Below are 16908 nucleotides of genomic sequence, written 5' to 3'. Positions count from 1 at the left end.
ATTTTCAATGAAACTAAATAAGAATCTATGTATTTGAACAAAGGATATTTATAAATGTATGTAAAAGTGTTTAAAACTTAAATTTCTTATCTTTAGTATAAAATAAACTGACTAAAAATTAGTTATTTTTGCAAACCATAGTACATTTTAGATGCAACAAGTAAGTTTTTCAAGAGATTCAAACAATCTTTTCTTCAAAACTCTTAATCAAAGAGTTAATAAATATTTTAAAGAGAATAATATCAAACGCACAGGAAACTGGGTTTTGTATTCAAAGGCAGCCCTAATGCTTTCTTTGTTATTTGTTCCTTACCTAGCTTTATTATTTTTTCCAATGCACAACGCATTTCGTCTATTGATGTGTGTGTTAATGGGCTTGGGAATGGCTGGAGTAGGAATGAATGTAATGCACGATAGCAATCATGGATCGTTTTCTAGCAAATGGTGGGTAAATCAATTGTTGGGAAATAGTATTTATTTGTTAGCGGGTAACGTTTACAATTGGAAAGTACAACACAACTTATTACACCACACATATACCAATGTAGAAGGTGTAGATGAAGATATTGACATTCAGGGGATTATTAGATTGTCCAAACACGAGCGTTGGAAACCAATGCACAAATACCAAAAGATTTATGCTTTTTTACTATATGGATTGTTAACCATTCAATGGGCTTTGGTGGTAGATTTTAGACAAACACCAAGATACATTAAAAAAGGGTTGAGTGCAGAAGGAGAGTTAAACCCTAGAAAAGAATGGGCGTTATTGATCATGACCAAAATTGTTTATTATCTTTTCTGGCTAGCTTTGCCAATGTTGGTTTTACCAATAGCATGGTACCAATGGTTGATTGGTTTTTTTGTGATGCACTACATAGCTGGACTTATTTTAAGTGTGGTTTTTCAATTGGCTCACATTACAGATGTGGTAGAAGTGATATCTCCTGAAGATTTAGAAAAAGAAAAAAGAAGCTGGGCAGCACATCAATTGCTAGAAACTGCTAATTTTGCCACCAAAAATAAATTCATCTCTTTCTTTTTAGGAGGGTTGAATTTTCAAATAGAACATCATATTTTTCCAACCATATCTCATGTGCATTATAAAGATTTGGCAAAAATTGTTAAAAAAACTGCAAGCGAGTTTCAGTTGCCATATTATGAGTACGAAACCATTGCATTGGCATTCAAAGCACATTTGAATCAATTGATTATTTTAGGAAAACAACCCCAATTGGGATAATTATATACAACGTTTAAAATGAAACAATTATTATCAGAGAGAATTACTAGTTTGCCTGCATCTGCTACGTTAGCTATGGCTGCCAAAGCAAGAGAATTAAAAGCAGAAGGGAAAGATATTATTAGTTTAAGTTTGGGAGAACCAGATTTTAACACTCCAGAATATATAAAAGATGCCGCTATTCAAGCAATCAATGATAATTACAATTCTTACAGTCCAGTAGATGGATATGTAGACTTGAAAGAAGCAATTTGTTTAAAATTTAAGAGAGATAACAATTTAGAATACAAACCAAGTCAGATTGTGGTTTCTACAGGAGCAAAACAATCGTTGGCCAACATCACTCAAGTATTGCTAAATCCAGGTGATGAGGTATTGTTACCAGCACCTTATTGGGTATCTTATTCTGCGTTAGGTATTTTAGGAGGAGCTACTTACAAAGAAATTCCTTCTACTATTGAAACGGATTTTAAAATCACTCCTGAGCAATTGGAAGCAGCGATTACTCCAAAAACAAAATTGGTGTTTTTCAACTCTCCAAACAATCCAAGTGGAACTGTTTATACAGAAGAAGATTACAAAGGATTGGCGGCTGTATTAGAAAAATATCCAGATATTTTTATCATTTCTGATGAAATCTACGAACACATCAACTACGGAACTCCTAATTTTAGTATTGCTTGTATTCCATCTATGTATGATAGAACCATTACTGTAAACGGATTGGCAAAAGCATTTGCGATGACAGGTTGGAGAATTGGGTATATTGGAGCTCCTGAATGGATTGCAAAGGCTTGTACTAAAATGCAAGGGCAAGTTACATCAGGAACCAACTGTATTGCTCAGAGAGCAGCTATTACAGCTTTGACAGAGCCAGTTTCTAGAATTCAATACATGGTAGATGAGTTTGAAAAAAGAAGAAACATGATGTTGGAGTTGTTAGGAGAAATTGAAGGATTTAAATTGAATGTTCCTAAAGGAGCTTTTTATATTTTTCCAGACGTATCTGCTTTCTTTGGTAAAACATTTAAAGGAAAAGCAATTGAAACAGCAGCAGATTTTTCTATGTTGTTGTTAGAAGAGGCAAATGTTGCAACAGTATCTGGTGAGTCTTTTGGAGCACCTACATGCATTCGTATTTCATATGCAGCATCAGAAGCTCAATTAAAAGAAGCGGTGAAAAGAATTAAAGAAGTATTGTCTTAATTATTATACTAGCGTCATTAACAAAAGTCCATCTTGTGTTTTACAAGATGGACTTTTTTATGTAATAAGTTTTTAATAGATGTAAGCTAACAACAAGCTTAAAAAAAAACTCCATCATATAATTATGATGGAGTTTTTTTGCTGCAAAATTCTTTTCTATGTTTAGAAAGTAATTTTATCTTCAATGGTTTTGGTGTCGGTATAATGACTTTGGTATTGCAATGATAAATTGATCAATGCAGAAACCAAATCTTTTGTTTCTAAAATAATACCAAAATATAGCGTACTATTTTTAGCTGAAGTTTCTGTAGTTCTAATTCGTTGAATCTGTTCTTCTACGGATTTAGAAACTTTGTTCAACAAGTTTTGTTGATTGTTAATGATACTTGGTAATTTGTCAAAATCAACCGTTTCAAAGAAAACCAACATTTGACTAAAAACAATTTTCATTTGTTCTTCGGTAGCCTTTAAGTCTTTGATTTGTTCTTTCTTTAGTTTTTTGTGATTGTTGTGAACGTGTTGAAAACTAATTTTAGAAATGTATTCTACAGATTGAGCAACATCTTGAATGTATTCTAACGAGACAATGTAAAATTTACTTGCCAATACGGAATTGTCATTCAACGATTTGATAAAATAGAAAACATTAGATCTCAAAGACTCCATGTCTTCGTTTAATTTTCTAACGGACTTGTCGTTTTTACGAAGGTTGTCTAGGTTTTCATTGATCAAACTATCAATTACATTACTGTATAGTTTCATAACTCTCCTGGTTACTTCATGTATCTTGTCAGAGCTATCTTTGATCACGCCGCTAATAGTGTCAATAGTTTCTTTTTCTTTGGCAATTTGTAGGGCAACTTCTTCTTCTTTGTTAGAACCTTTTTTGAATAGGTAGCTTTTACCTAAGAGAACTAAAATTAAGGTCAATAAAATTCCGACGGTCACGATGCTTCCTAAATAAATTAGATAAGCAATTACAGCTGCAGCAGAAAAAGCAACAATAGCGGTTAAAAACCAACCACCAATAACGCTCAATACTCCCGCAATTCTATATACAGCGCTTTCTCTACCCCAAGCTCTATCAGCCAAAGAAGTACCCATAGCAACCATAAAAGTTACATAAGTAGTAGATAAAGGCAGTTTTAAAGACGTTCCTATAGAAATTAAGATTCCTGCTACTACCAAGTTTACAGCAGCTCTAACCATATCAAAAGCTGGAATGTCTTTGATTTCAGTTCTTGTAAATTCTAATTTTGGTTTGCTAAATTTAGTATCTACATAATCCAAAGTCTTTTGAGGAACTACTTTGGTGTACAGATTGTTGATAGTAATTCCAGTTCTTACAATGGCACGAGAAGCAGAGTTTGGTTTGAATTTTTCATGACCATCTCCTTGTCTCGATAAATTGACACCTGTTTCAATAACCAATCTCGCTTTCTTAGAAAACCACAAAGTAACAACCATAATGATTCCCGCTAAAATAAGTAGGTAATTGTTAGAAGGTACTTTTTCTGCTAAAATTCCCATAGAGAAGTTCTCTGCTGGAATTCCAGAAACAGACCAGATTTCGTAAGAGTTCCAAGCAGCAATAGGCACACCAATAAAGTTTACCAAATCATTTCCTGCAAAGGCCATGGCTAAAGAGAAAGTTCCTATCGCAATGATTATTTTTAAAATATTGACTTTGAAAACAGAAATGATAAAGAAAGAAATCAGTGACCAAATAATGAAGGCAATTCCTAAAATTTCTAAAGTATTATCGTTGATAATGTGTTTGATTTCATTGTAAAAACTTGTTCCTTTCATCCCTTTGATAATGATGAAATAGGTGATAGATGTGATAGAAAGACCACCAAAAATAGCACTTATGTAGTTAGGCCTTTCATCAATATTAAAAGAATAAACCAATCTAGAAGCAAATTGTACAATAGCTCCCACACTAAACGCAACCACAACAGAGAGTAAAATTCCTAGTATAATAGTTACTGCCGTCTGATGGTTGATATAGGACCATATGTCTTGCATGGTTTGTGCATCGTTTCCTAAAATTTTGATGATAGAAATGGTAACAGCAGATCCAAGCAATTCAAATACAATAGATACTGTTGTAGATGTTGGCATTCCCAAGGTGTTAAAGACGTCCAATAAAATAATATCGGTAATCATCACGGCCATAAAAATGTACATGATTTCGTGAAATTGAAATTGGCTTGGAACAAAAATCCCTTTACGTGCAACTTCCATCATACCACTAGAAGAAAGCGCACCGGCTAAAACCCCTAGACTGGCAATCATCATTATCTTTTTAATTGGAATCGCTTTTGAACCAATTGCTGAATTCAAAAAGTTTACAGCGTCATTGCTTACTCCAACTACCAAGTCAATAACGGCTAGTAATGCAAGTGCGACAACCATTAAAATGTATATATCGTCCATTATATATGTTTAAGTTTAAAACGTTACAAAAGTATTTAAGTTCAACATTGTTATTGTTAAGTTAACATTACTATTTTCATTAGATTTCACCTTAAAAAAATGAGTTTTAACATTGTGATGGGCAGGGAATTGTTAATTTTAGTAGCAACTAAATAAATATTTAATTATGGAAGAAATAGATTTTAAAGGATTGGTAACAGAGTATTTACCAATTGTTACAGAATACGCAGTAAAAATTACCACAGCCGTTCTGTTGTTAATCATAGGATTATGGTTGATAAAAAAGATTGACAAAGTGATCATGGGGATATTTCACAAGTCTAAAATTGAATTGTCTCTTCAGAAATTTTTAGGAAATCTGTTGAATTGGGTTTTAAAGGTGTTGTTGGGAATCACCATTTTAGGACAGTTGGGAATTGCAACTACTTCTTTTATTGCAATTTTAGGTGCTGCTGGTTTGGCTGTAGGTTTGGCTTTGCAAGGGGCTTTGGGGAATTTTGCAGGTGGAGCACTAATCATGTTGTTCAAACCTTTTAAAGTGGATGATTTGATAGAGGCTCAGGGTGAGTTAGGAGTGGTGAAAGAGATTCAGATTTTTGTAACCAAAATTGTCACACCTCAAAACAAATTAGTCATCATTCCAAACGGACCGTTGTCTAATGGAAATATTAAAAATTATACGGAAGAAGGTCAGCTAAGAGTAGATTTGACCATTGGGATTGCGTACGATGCTGATATAAAATTGGCTAAAAAGATTCTAGAAGAAGTAATGTTAGCGGATCCTAAAGTGTTAAAAATTCCTGCTCCTTCTGTGAATGTTTCTTCTTTGGGAGAAAGCAGTGTAGATTTGGCCGTAAGACCTTTTGCAACTCCAGAAAATTATTGGGATGTGTATTTTGGTACTTTGGAAAATTGCAAGATTGCATTGGACAATGCAGGTATCAAAATTCCTTTTCCACAAAGAGAGGTATATGTGACCAATCAGAATTAAGAAATTTTATAAAACACAGTAAAAAGCATTGTTTCAAACAATGCTTTTTTTATTTTTTAGAAGGTGTTACCATAAAATCTTTGAGGTAAAAAGGCTCAAAATAAGCGGTGTCTTCAAAGGCTTTGTCTTTAAACTTTAGCTCAGCCAGAGCACACATTTCTTGGGTAGAAGGAAAGTGGTCATCAATAAACACAGCATTAGAATCTGTCAATATCGATTTGCATTTTGCAGCCCCATCACCTAAAAAATAAAGTGTTTGGTTTGCATCAAAGTAAGTTTTAAAAGAAGTTTCGTCAATAATTTGAGCTTCTACATCTCTAACCAAATCAAAATTTGCATCAAAAATAATACTGTAAACTTCTAGTCTTCTGGCATCAATCATTGGAACAATCAATCCTTTTTCAATAGTGATGCTTTTTGCCAGTGCTTTTAAGGTATCAATAGCAATCAAAGGAATGTCTGCAGCATAAGCAAGTCCTTTAGCTGTAGAAACACCAATTCTAAGTCCTGTATAAGATCCAGGCCCTTTTCCAACGGCAATGGCATCCAAATCAGAAATTTTTAATTGTTGTTCTTTTAAGATGTCTTCTATAAAAACATGTAGTTTTTCTGCATGTGAGTAATTACCATTGTTCTCTTCTTTGAGCGCAATACACGTTCCCTCTTTCGCAATGCTAACAGAGCAGTTTTTAGTTGAAGTTTCTATGTTAAGAATCAGAGCCATGTTCCATAAATTTTTAACAAAGATACTTTAGAATGCTAAATATCTTGTCTTAATTTGGGGAGATTTCTTGCAACAAATAGATGTATACGGGATAATGGTCGCTATAACCACCGAGATAGCTACCTCCAGAAAAACTTCTTTTGGGGCTTCCTTTGTATTTTCCTTTTTGTAAGGTCATGTAACTAGGGTTGTAAATACCTGCCTTGTAAAATTTAAAAGTTGATGGCTTGTTAGTGTTTTTTATAAAATTATCAGTGAAAAAAAGTTGATCAAACAAAAACATCTCACCTCTATAAGTAAGTGTGTTGTAGCCTTTTCGAAACATATTTTCAAAAGGATTGTAAAGCTCCCCTTTTTTAACTTTCTTCTTTGATTTTTCAGTTTTTAAAACCTTTTTAAAACTTTTGTCGGTAGGATTGTCGTTAAAATCTCCCATAAAAATAACTTTAGCTTCTGGTTCTTGCTTTCTAATTTTTTCTAAAATGTACAAATCTTTTCGAGCCACATTCTCTCTTAGAATACTACTTTTTTTAGCCCCACCACGTCTAGAGGGCCAATGGTTTACAATCAAATGAACTTTTTCGTTGGTCAGGTAGCCACTTATTTGTAAAATATCTCGGGTGTCTACTTTATAACCGTCTTTATAGAGTCGAACATCAATAGATTCGCTATGTGTAGGTCTAAAAATATCTTTGTTGTACAAAAGAGCCACATCAATTCCTCGTTGGTCTGGTGAGTCGTAATGAATAATATCATAAGGATATTTGTTTAGAGGAGCAGTGGCAATCAAATCTTCCAAAACTTTTCTGTTTTCTACTTCTGCCACTCCAATAACCGCAGGAGGCAAGAAATTTTGCTCACTACCAATTTTGGTTAAAACAGAGGCTAACTTTGAAAGTTTGTCTTGATAGATAAATTTCCGATTGGATTTTATTTCCATCATAGGACTCAATTCATCTTTTTTGGTAACATCGTTAATGGTGTCAAAAAGATTTTCAAGATTGTAAAAAGCCACCGTATGAATGGCATAGGATTTTTGCCCAAACATACTGGTGTTCAAACAAAAAGAAATGTATAAGATGGCTAATAAGTTGTTTTTGTGTAACATAATTCATAAATTAATAAAAAAAATAGCTATTTTCTAACTTTTCAATAATTTTTTATGGTATTCGTTCGTAAGTTTTTTTGCGCAGGAATGTTCTGTGCAATGGTACATGCTCAAGATACAATTCCAAAATCTGCAGAAGCAAGCAAAGATATTTTCAGTTTGGTCAATTTAACAGATGATGATTTAGACGATGAAAGTGGTGAGGTAGCCAATATTGCTGGAATTTTCTCCGCTTCGGATGATATTTATTTGAATACAATTGGGTTTGAATTTCAAGGAGTCTATTACAGAGCTAGAGGTTTGGGCTCCGATCAAGTTACTTTTTTATTGAATGGTGTCAATCAAAATAGATTGTATGATGATGTACCTGCTTGGAACAATTGGGGAGGTGTAGACGGTATTTATAGGACACAAGATGTTTCGGAGCCTCTGGGAGTTTCAGAAAAAACGATGGGAAGAGCTTTGGGAGTGAACTCATTGACTACTAGAGCTTCTAAATATAGAATGGGAACACGAGTTTCTTATGCTCGTTCCAACAGGTCTTATGAAAATAAAGCTTCTGTAAGTCATGTAGGAAGTTTGCCGAATAGTTGGTTTTATGTGGTTTCTGCAAGTAGAAGATGGGGGAATCAAGGATATAGAGAGGGAACTTTTTACGATGCGAATTCTTTGATGTTGAGTGTAGAAAAATATTTAAATACAAAACATAGTCTGACAGCAAGTTTCTTATATACACCCAATAGAAGGGGAGTTGCAGGGTCTTACACCAATGAAGTGTTTGGATTAAAATCCAATAGTTACAATGGGAATTGGGGATATCAAAACGACAAAAAAAGAAATGCTCGGGTAAAAGAGGTAGAAGAGCCTTTGTTTTTGTTGACACATACTTATGAGGATGAAGACAGAACTCGATGGGAAAATACAGTCTTATACCAAACAGGTAGTATTGGTTATTCTAGGTTGGATTACAATGGGGGTTCCAATCCCGATCCTGCGTATTATCAAAAATTGCCGAGTTATTGGTTGTCAAGAAATACAGTTGATTACGAGAATGTTTACAATTATGAGCAGCAATTTATTCGGAATGGTCAGTTAGAGTGGAGTTTTTTATACGAAGCAAATGCAGAAATGGCAGCTTTAGATCAACCAGCAGCTTATGTATTGTACAGCGACAAACGAGACGAAACAAGATTTCAGTTCAATTCTAATTTGACTAAAAAAATCAATGAGAGTTGGCAATTAAATGCGAGTGTAGATTATCGAAAAACGACTTCTGAAAATTATGCAGAAGTGATAGATTTACTTGGAGGGAACGGCTATTTAGATGTGGCTAGTTTTACGTTAGCACAGAGTGATTTGAATCATCCTGATAGAGTGGTGCAAGAGGGAGATAGATTCAAATACCATTACAATATAAATAGTTCCAACGTTCATGGGTTTTTACAAGCCGTTTGGAAAGAGAAAAAAATAGAGGTTTCAGAAGCTATTGGTATTTCATATTCCAACCATGAAAGAGATGGAAAGTACAATTATGAAAATTATGCAGATGCGGAAGGCAAAAGTGAGAGAGTTAATTTGTTGGCAATGCAAGCCAAAGCTAGTGTATTGTATAAATTTTCAGGAAGAAATTTGGTGGATTTTAAAACAGCATATTTGCAAAAATCACCCAGTGTAAAATTGGTGTTTCCAAATGCTAGAGTGAGTAATAAAATTTTAGACAATATAAAAACAGAGAATTTGTGGACCAATTCATTGAGTTTTATACGTAGAGGATTGAACTACAATGTAAAACTAACGGGTTATTACAATTTGCAGAGCAACGCTACAGAAACAGGTTTTTATTTTGCTGAGGGGTTTGGAACTCAGAATACAGACAATCCAGAAAGTGAAGACTTGTTGGATGAGAATAGCTTGTTTGTGCAAGAGGTTTTGAACAATATTGAGAAAAAATATAAAGGTGCAGAAGTTGGGGCTTCTTATGATTTGAATGCTTCTATAAAATTGACAGGAGTAATTGGTTTGGGAACATATACTTATAACAACAATCCAAATTTACGTTTGTTTACAGAAGATGATGACACTGCACAACGTTTGGGTTTTGTAAACGGCGAAAAAGATTTTGGAAAGGCAATGGTAAAAGATAAAAAAATAGCAGCAGGTCCTCAACAGGCTTTTTCATTTCTTTTGGCCTATACCGATCCTAATTATTGGCGAATCAAACTGAGTGTGAATCATTTTAGAAACAATTATGTAGATATTGCCCCTTTGCGTTATACCAGTAATTTTACACATGAAATCAATGGAAATCTTATAGAGAATTTAGACACTAACTTGGTGAGCAAATTTAGAGAACAGGAAAAGTTGAAAAATTTTACCTTGATCAATTTGTCTGGAGGGAAATCTTGGAGATTGGGAGATCATGGGTATTTGAGTATTTTTTGGACGGTACAAAATTTATTAGAAATCAATTACAGAACAGGTGGATTTGCCAGTGGTAGAGCTGCCAATTATAGCGAACAATTGAATGATTACAATAGAGAACAGCCACTGTTTGGAAGTCGGTATTTTGTAGGGAATGGAAGAACGTTTTTTACAGGATTGTATTACTCATTTTAAAAAAATAGAACGATGAAAAAATATACAATAGGTTTTGTTTTGATATTTCTGCTCTCTTGTGTAGAGGATTTTGATCATAAAAATATAAATACGACCACAATCAATCCTGATATTTCTGAAAAGACAGAGATTACGTTTCAGCAGTTGTTTGATTTGCATAGCAATGAAATCGGAAGAGATACATTGGTCACGGGGTACGTGGTTTCTACCGATCAACAGGGTAATTTTTACAAAGAAATTTATATTCAGAATACTCAGAATGCAACAGATTTAGGAAGTGACAACCCTAGGATGGGATTGCGAGTGCGTGTAGGTTTGTCTACAACAAGTACCAAATACGCAAAAGGAAGAAAAATAGCTATCAATCTAGAGGGTTTGAAAAGAACCGTAAGTGATGATTTGCTGACTATTGGGAAACCTAGCAATACGTACATCAAAGATATTTCTGAATTTGATTTGGATACACACATCTTAAAATTTGAAGAAATAGCAACTTTAATTCCTAAAGAAACGACAATAGCTAAATTGACTACAAAAGATTTGAACACGTTGGTGAGTATAGAAAATGTACATTTTAAAAGTTCTCAAGTTGGAATGGTGTTGGCAGGTTTGCCTACGGATGATTTTGATGGCAAAAGAACGTTGGTGTATTGTGAGACTTTTAGACGTGACACAATTTTGTTAGAAACGAGTAATTTTTCTGATTTTGCTTCTGAAGAAATTCCAAACTATCAGATGGATGTAAAAGCAATTTATAGCATCAACTTTGATGATGAGCCTATTTTGGTGTTGAATCAATTTCAAGATTTGTTAGAGAGAGGTCGTTATGTGGATTGCAATACTGAAATTCCAGATGTTTTGATGACGGAAATTGCAGATCCTGAAAATGCTTCTTTTTCTAGATTTGTGGAATTGTACAACCATGAAAATGTAGCGGTAGATTTGAAAGGTTGGTCGCTAATTAGGTACAACAACGGAACATCGGAGTCTAAAATTTCTTTATCCGGATTGGTTGTACAAGCAAAAGGATTTTTAATCATTGCAAACAATAAAGAAAGCACTAGTGCCAATTTAAATTTTAAAGACGCTTTTGGAAGAGAACCAAGTTTGACAAATTCTCAGTTGGATGGAAATGGGAACGATGCTTATGCCTTGATCAATGAAAACGAAGTGGTAGTAGATATATTTGGAGAGGTTGCTGTAGATGGATCGGGACAAGACTGGGAATATACTGATGGGAGAGTGTATAGAAATGTTAGTATTACAAAACCAAATTCAGAATTTAATCTAGAGGAATGGACAGTAATCAAAGATCATCAAGAAGCACCAGCAGATTTTAGTCCCTTTGAAAGAACATCTACAGAAACGCCAATTTTGATACAGACGGCACCTTTGTTGCTTACTGAAATTGCAGACCCTAAAGAACAGGTTGGAGCAAGGTTTGTAGAAATTTACAATGCTACAGATTCCGAAGTTCCTTTGAAAAATTGGTCTTTGGTAAGGTACAATTATACAACAGCTAAAAACACCAAAACATTGGCTGCTTTACCAATGTCTCTGGATGCATTAAGCATTCCTGCAAAAGGATTTTTGGTGATTGCAAGAAATCAATTGGATTTTGAAACATATTTTGGAATGAGTCCTGATGCAACTTTTACCAACCTAGATGGAAATGGTGATGATGCTTATGAGTTGATAGATCCGTTTGGAAATGTTGTGGATGTATTTGGAAACCCCAATAGTGATGGTACAGGGGAGGATTGGGAGTATACAGATGGAGTAGGGGTCAGAAAAGAAACAGTAACGGAGCCCAATGCAGAGTTTGAGCTTAATGAATGGGAAATACAAAAAAGTCAAGAAGGGAGTTCTGGTTATTCTCCCGGAATGAGATAATAAACAAATTGCATGAGTAGCGATGGTTGTATGGATACTTTTATCTAAAAAGACTTGTAAGAAATAACATTCTTAAAAAGTATCTTGTCAATTGTTGCTACTCATGCAAAATGAGAATATAGTTTTATTTGTTTTTTAGGTGAAAAGCTATTTTAGACAATAATTGCTCTTTCATAATAGGTTTTGAAATATAATCTACAAATCCTAGTTCAAGAAATTTATCGTAGTCAGACTCCATTGCATAGGCTGTTTGAGCAATAATTTTAGCTTTTGGATCTTTTTCTAAAATCTGTTTTAGAGCTTCCATCCCATTCACAATAGGCATTCGAATGTCCATCAAAACAATATCAACGTTTTTATTAGAGAAATAAGTATCTATGGCTTCTTTCCCATTATCTACAAAAATAGTAGTACAAGAAAAAGAAGACAAAAGTTCTTTAAAATATTCTTTGTTTACATAGATATCTTCAGCAATTAAAATTGTAGAACCGTCTATGATATTTTTTTCGTCTTTAATCTTGTTCGGTTCTGGATTTTGTACAATAACGTCTGTTTTGGTCAAAGGCAATTCAATGGTTACTATGCTACCTTTATGTTCAAGAGATTCAATAATTAAATTACCATTCAATAGATTGATAATTCCTTTAGAAATAGAAAGTCCTAAACCAGTACCTTCATTTTTCCCTAAATGTCCATTTCCTAATTGTTCAAAACGATTGAAAATCAGGTTTATTTTTTCTTTAGGAATACCAATTCCTTCGTCTCTAATATAAAATTTGATAAGATCATCAATAACGTCAAATCCAAATTCTATTTTTCCTTTTTTAGAGAATTTTAACGCATTGTTTACCAAATTAGAGAGTACTTGTTGTAGTCTATAGGGGTCGGTTTCAATAATTAAATCTGAATGTTGTGAAGGGATAACAGATATAATTTCTATATGCTCTTTGTTTTTTTGAAATTTTATTTCATTAAAAGTAGTTTCCAAATCTTGCATCATATTACCAACATGACAAGGCTTTTGCAAAAGGGTCAATTCTCCAGCTTCAATTTTAGAAATATCAATAATATCATTTATTAAAATCAACAGTTGGTTTGAACTGTTTTTAATAACCTCTGAGTATTTTTCTCTTTTTTGTGGAGACAAACCTTTTTCTTTCAACAAGTCTGCAAAACCGACAATACCATTAATGGGAGTTCGGATTTCATGACTCATATTGGCCAAAAATTGATTTTTGTAAATGTTTGCAATTTCAGCTTTTTGCTTAGCGTCTTTAAGTTGTTCTTCAAAAATCTTTTTTTCAGAAAGATCCATAAAAGAACCAATAAAACTAACTACATTGCCATCTTGGTCTTTTTCAAAAGGATTGTCTATAGAATAACACCAAACCCAGTGTCCATTTTTGTGTCTAAAACGATATTCTACTTTGCAGTTTTCTAAGCCCTCAGCAATTTTTTGCTGGTGCTTTTGAATGGTCTCTATATCATCAGCATGAAAAAGGTTATTGAACTCAGAATTAGACATGGTGTTCATTTCATCAATACTGTATCCTAAAATTTCGTGGTATCGTTTGTTTGTGTATATGTTGGTTCCTTTTTCTAAGTCATAAACATAAATACCACTCGGAGAAGTTTTGGCAATTTTATCCGTAAATTGTTTTTCAAAAGCCAGTTGATTTTCAATTTCCTTTCTCTCGGTTACATCCTGAACAATACCTTTTAAACCTTTTGGTTTGTTGCCTTTCTCATAAATAACTTCAGCATTTAGTAGTATGTGCTTTAATTGATTGGTATTTGGCATTAAATACTTGTACGTAATGGTAAAATTTTCACCATTAGTAGCTGCATTTGTCATAAGAGATTCTATCTCCTTGGCATCATTCTCATCAAGATATTGGATGAAAACTTCATAAACAGGTGGTTTTTCGTTGTTGTCAAAACCAAATATTTTATACGTTTGATCTGACCACCATTGTGTATTCAATTCAAAATCATGCTCAAAATTACCTAGCAAAGCTATAGATTGAGCTTCTTTTAAACGTTTTTCGCTGATAGCTAATTTTGTTTCTGTTTCTTTTACTTTTGTGATATCTACAAAAGTAACCACCACACCATCTATTTTTTTATCAACGGTTACAAACGGAATGATTCTCATTAAATAATGATTGTCATCTATGTCCATAATTTCTTTCTCTATCATAGAAAGTCTATTGAGTACTTCTTTTGTGTCATCCAACATAAGTCCTCTGTGTTCTTCAGAAAAATTGGAAGCAAAACTTGTGATAGGTCTACCAATATCGGTTTCGTGCAAATTAAACAATTGGTGCAGGGCTGGAGTATACCTTCGTATGCGCAAGTCTAAATCAAGAAATAAAGTCCCTATTTCGGTACTGTCTAGTAAATTGGTAATATCATTATTGATCAATTCTAGCTCTTTGTTTTTTTCTTGCAATTCGGCATTTACCGTGTATAATTCTTCATTTACAGATTGTAGTTCTTCATTGGTGCTTTGTAGCTCCTCATTAGAAGCCATCAATTCTTCGTTAGAAGATTGTAGTTCTTCGTTGCTAGTTTCTAATTCTTCTACAACATTTTGCAACTCTGCTTTGGTACTTTTTAATTCTGTTTCTAAATCTTCCAAACGCTCTTTAGAAACTTTGTCCATAGGCATGTTTTCAATAACGTAAACATTATTGTCTAAGACTCTGTCTTCACTAAAATGCACCAAATAAACACCGCTTAAGTTGTCTTCATCATAAGGTTTGTGAAAACTTAAATCAAAAGTGTAGGTTTCACCGTTTTGTTTAAAGGCAACATCTTTGACTAAAATATCTTTTTTTTCGGTTTCCAGTCTTCGTACACCGTTACGAATTACGGTTCCAATTTCTGTAGACACCATTTTAAGCAAATTGTTCTGAAACAGTCCTTCATTGTGCATTAGCTTTTTTCCAGCATCTCCTTTAATGAAAAGAATGTTAAACTCATTGTCAATAAAAATAGATGAAGGACTAAATTTTTTACTTAAGTATTTGTGAAAAACAGTTTCAGGATTCTCTTTAAAACGAAATTCTGAGTTGTGAATATCTCTTACAGGATTTCTATAAGAGATAGTGGTAATCCTACTTTCAGGACTTGCTTGTGTTGGAATTAATTTAGTGTCAGATATGTTTTGAAATATTTTCCACTTGGTGTCAATCACTTTAAAAAATTTATCAATTTCTCCTAATGATTCACTACTTCCAAGAAACAAATGACCAAATTTATTTAAGGCAAATTGAAAGTTAAGAATCACTTTTCGTTGTGTTCTTGAATCAAAATAAATAAGGAGATTACGACAGGTAATTAAGTCCATTCTAATGAATGGAGGATCTTTTAAAAGATTGTGGTTTGAAAAAACAATTTTATCGCGTATGCGTTTTTGAATGATGAGTTTGTCGCCTGCTTTTATAAAATAATTCTCAAGGTAGTAGCTTTCTAATTCGTTGATCGCGTTTATGTTAAAGCTTCCTTGTCCGGCAATAGCCAAAGCATTGCTATCTACATCCGTTGCAAATATTTTAAAATCTTGATTGATTCTATTGGTTCTAATATGATCGTCAATTAACATGGCAACAGAAAATACCTCTTCACCTGTAGAACAACCAGGAACCCAGACACGTATAACATCTTTAGCAGGGGTGGAATTAAAGAGATTAGGAATAACCTTTTTCTTTAGCGATTCAAAAGCTTCTATGTCTCTAAAAAAACTAGTCACACCTATAAAAAAGTCTTGCTTTAGCATTTCTTTTTCTTTTGGGTTGCTTTTTAGAAATACATGATAATCAAAAAGTAGCTCAATATTGTTGATATTCATTCGTTTCTCAAGCCTACGAATCAAAGTATTTTTTTTGTATTGTCTAAAGTCAATTCCAGATGATTTATGAACTTCTTCTAAAATTTTATTAAAAATGACGTCGTTAGATTGGCTGTTGTCCATATCTGTGTGTATCAGGATTCGTTGCGTTGGTATTTTAGCAATTACTTTAGCAATTTTTTGGGGAGAAAGAATAAAGTCACACAAATTTGTGCCAATGGCACTATTAGGCATTCCATCAAATTGTGCTGTTGTTGGGTCTTGTGCTAAAATTGTACCTCCAGCTTCTTTAATGGTTTTGATACCACGAGATCCATCAGAACCAGTACCAGACAATACAATTCCAGTTGATTTTTCTTTGTACTCTTCTCCTAATGTATGGAAGAAAATATCAATAGGTAAATTTAGGTTGTGCTTAGGTCCTTTGTCTAAAAGGTAAAGTTTGTTCCCTTTAATATGTAGGTTTTTATTACGTTGGTTAAGATAGATACAATTGGGTTTTATTTCTAACTTGTCTTCCGCAGTATAGATGTTCATTTTGGTGTGTTTCGCCAACAATTCCGGCATCAAGCTTATGAAATCTGGAGATAAGTGTTGAATAACAATAAATGCAATACCCGTATTGCTTGGCACATGGTCAAACAATTGTTGGATAGCATCGAGTCCACCGGCCGAGGCACCAATTGCTACTACGTTAAAGTCTTTAGTTTTCATCAAAAATATGTTTGAAAGTTCAATTTAGTATAATAAAAATAGTCTGCATAACTTTTGTTCACGAACTATTAGGGAGGTTTTAATAATTTTTTGCCTCATCATGTATCAAATGTCAAAGGCT

The 16908-nt window shown here is 33.5% G+C and carries 9 protein-coding genes; 5 read left to right on the top strand and 4 right to left on the bottom strand.

The features are described 5' to 3' along the window. Positions 1-151 precede the first annotated feature (151 nt). A complete protein-coding gene (locus Q4548_RS06985) occupies positions 152-1243 on the top strand; it encodes an acyl-CoA desaturase (protein WP_303452992.1) in 1092 nt (363 codons plus the stop codon). 18 nt (positions 1244-1261) lie between these two features. Next, on the top strand, positions 1262-2449 hold the full coding sequence (locus Q4548_RS06980) for a pyridoxal phosphate-dependent aminotransferase (protein ID WP_303452990.1): 1188 nt from the start codon (positions 1262-1264) through the stop codon (positions 2447-2449). 162 nt (positions 2450-2611) lie between these two features. Here Q4548_RS06980 and Q4548_RS06975 read toward each other — a convergent pair whose 3' ends face one another. Continuing rightward, positions 2612-4888 carry an inorganic phosphate transporter gene (locus Q4548_RS06975; RefSeq protein WP_303452988.1) on the bottom strand — a complete coding sequence of 759 codons (2277 nt, stop codon included), beginning with the start codon at positions 4886-4888 and terminating at the stop codon, positions 2612-2614. Between the two features lie 166 nt (positions 4889-5054). On the opposite strand from Q4548_RS06975, the gene Q4548_RS06970 reads away from it, so the two are divergent. Next, positions 5055-5879 carry a mechanosensitive ion channel family protein gene (locus Q4548_RS06970; RefSeq protein WP_303452986.1) on the top strand — a complete coding sequence of 275 codons (825 nt, stop codon included), beginning with the start codon at positions 5055-5057 and terminating at the stop codon, positions 5877-5879. 49 nt (positions 5880-5928) lie between these two features. Here Q4548_RS06970 and tsaB read toward each other — a convergent pair whose 3' ends face one another. Both tsaB and Q4548_RS06960 read right to left on the bottom strand, forming a co-directional pair. Then, a complete protein-coding gene (gene tsaB / locus Q4548_RS06965; RefSeq protein ID WP_303452985.1) occupies positions 5929-6603 on the bottom strand; it encodes a tRNA (adenosine(37)-N6)-threonylcarbamoyltransferase complex dimerization subunit type 1 TsaB in 675 nt (224 codons plus the stop codon). A gap of 49 nt (positions 6604-6652) precedes the next feature. Beyond that, positions 6653-7711, bottom strand: a complete 1059-nt coding sequence (locus Q4548_RS06960) for an endonuclease/exonuclease/phosphatase family protein (RefSeq protein ID WP_303452983.1) — start codon at positions 7709-7711, stop codon at positions 6653-6655. A gap of 54 nt (positions 7712-7765) precedes the next feature. On the opposite strand from Q4548_RS06960, the gene Q4548_RS06955 reads away from it, so the two are divergent. After that, complete coding sequence (locus Q4548_RS06955) at positions 7766-10327, top strand: TonB-dependent receptor (RefSeq protein WP_303452981.1); 2562 nt, start codon at positions 7766-7768, stop codon at positions 10325-10327. A 12-nt stretch (positions 10328-10339) separates the two neighbouring features. Continuing rightward, a complete protein-coding gene (locus tag Q4548_RS06950) occupies positions 10340-12220 on the top strand; it encodes a DUF5689 domain-containing protein (protein ID WP_303452979.1) in 1881 nt (626 codons plus the stop codon). Positions 12221-12344: 124 nt separating this feature from the next. On the opposite strand, the gene Q4548_RS06945 is transcribed toward Q4548_RS06950, so the two are convergent. Continuing rightward, entirely contained in the window at positions 12345-16787 is a 4443-nt protein-coding gene (locus Q4548_RS06945; RefSeq protein WP_303452977.1) for a chemotaxis protein CheB, read from the bottom strand. Between the last annotated feature and the right edge of the window lie 121 nt (positions 16788-16908).

The sequence above is a fragment of the Wenyingzhuangia sp. 2_MG-2023 genome, from assembly GCF_030548295.1.
Taxonomy (GTDB): Bacteria; Bacteroidota; Bacteroidia; order Flavobacteriales; family Flavobacteriaceae; genus Wenyingzhuangia.
This window is presented reverse-complemented; position numbering and strand designations above follow the sequence as displayed.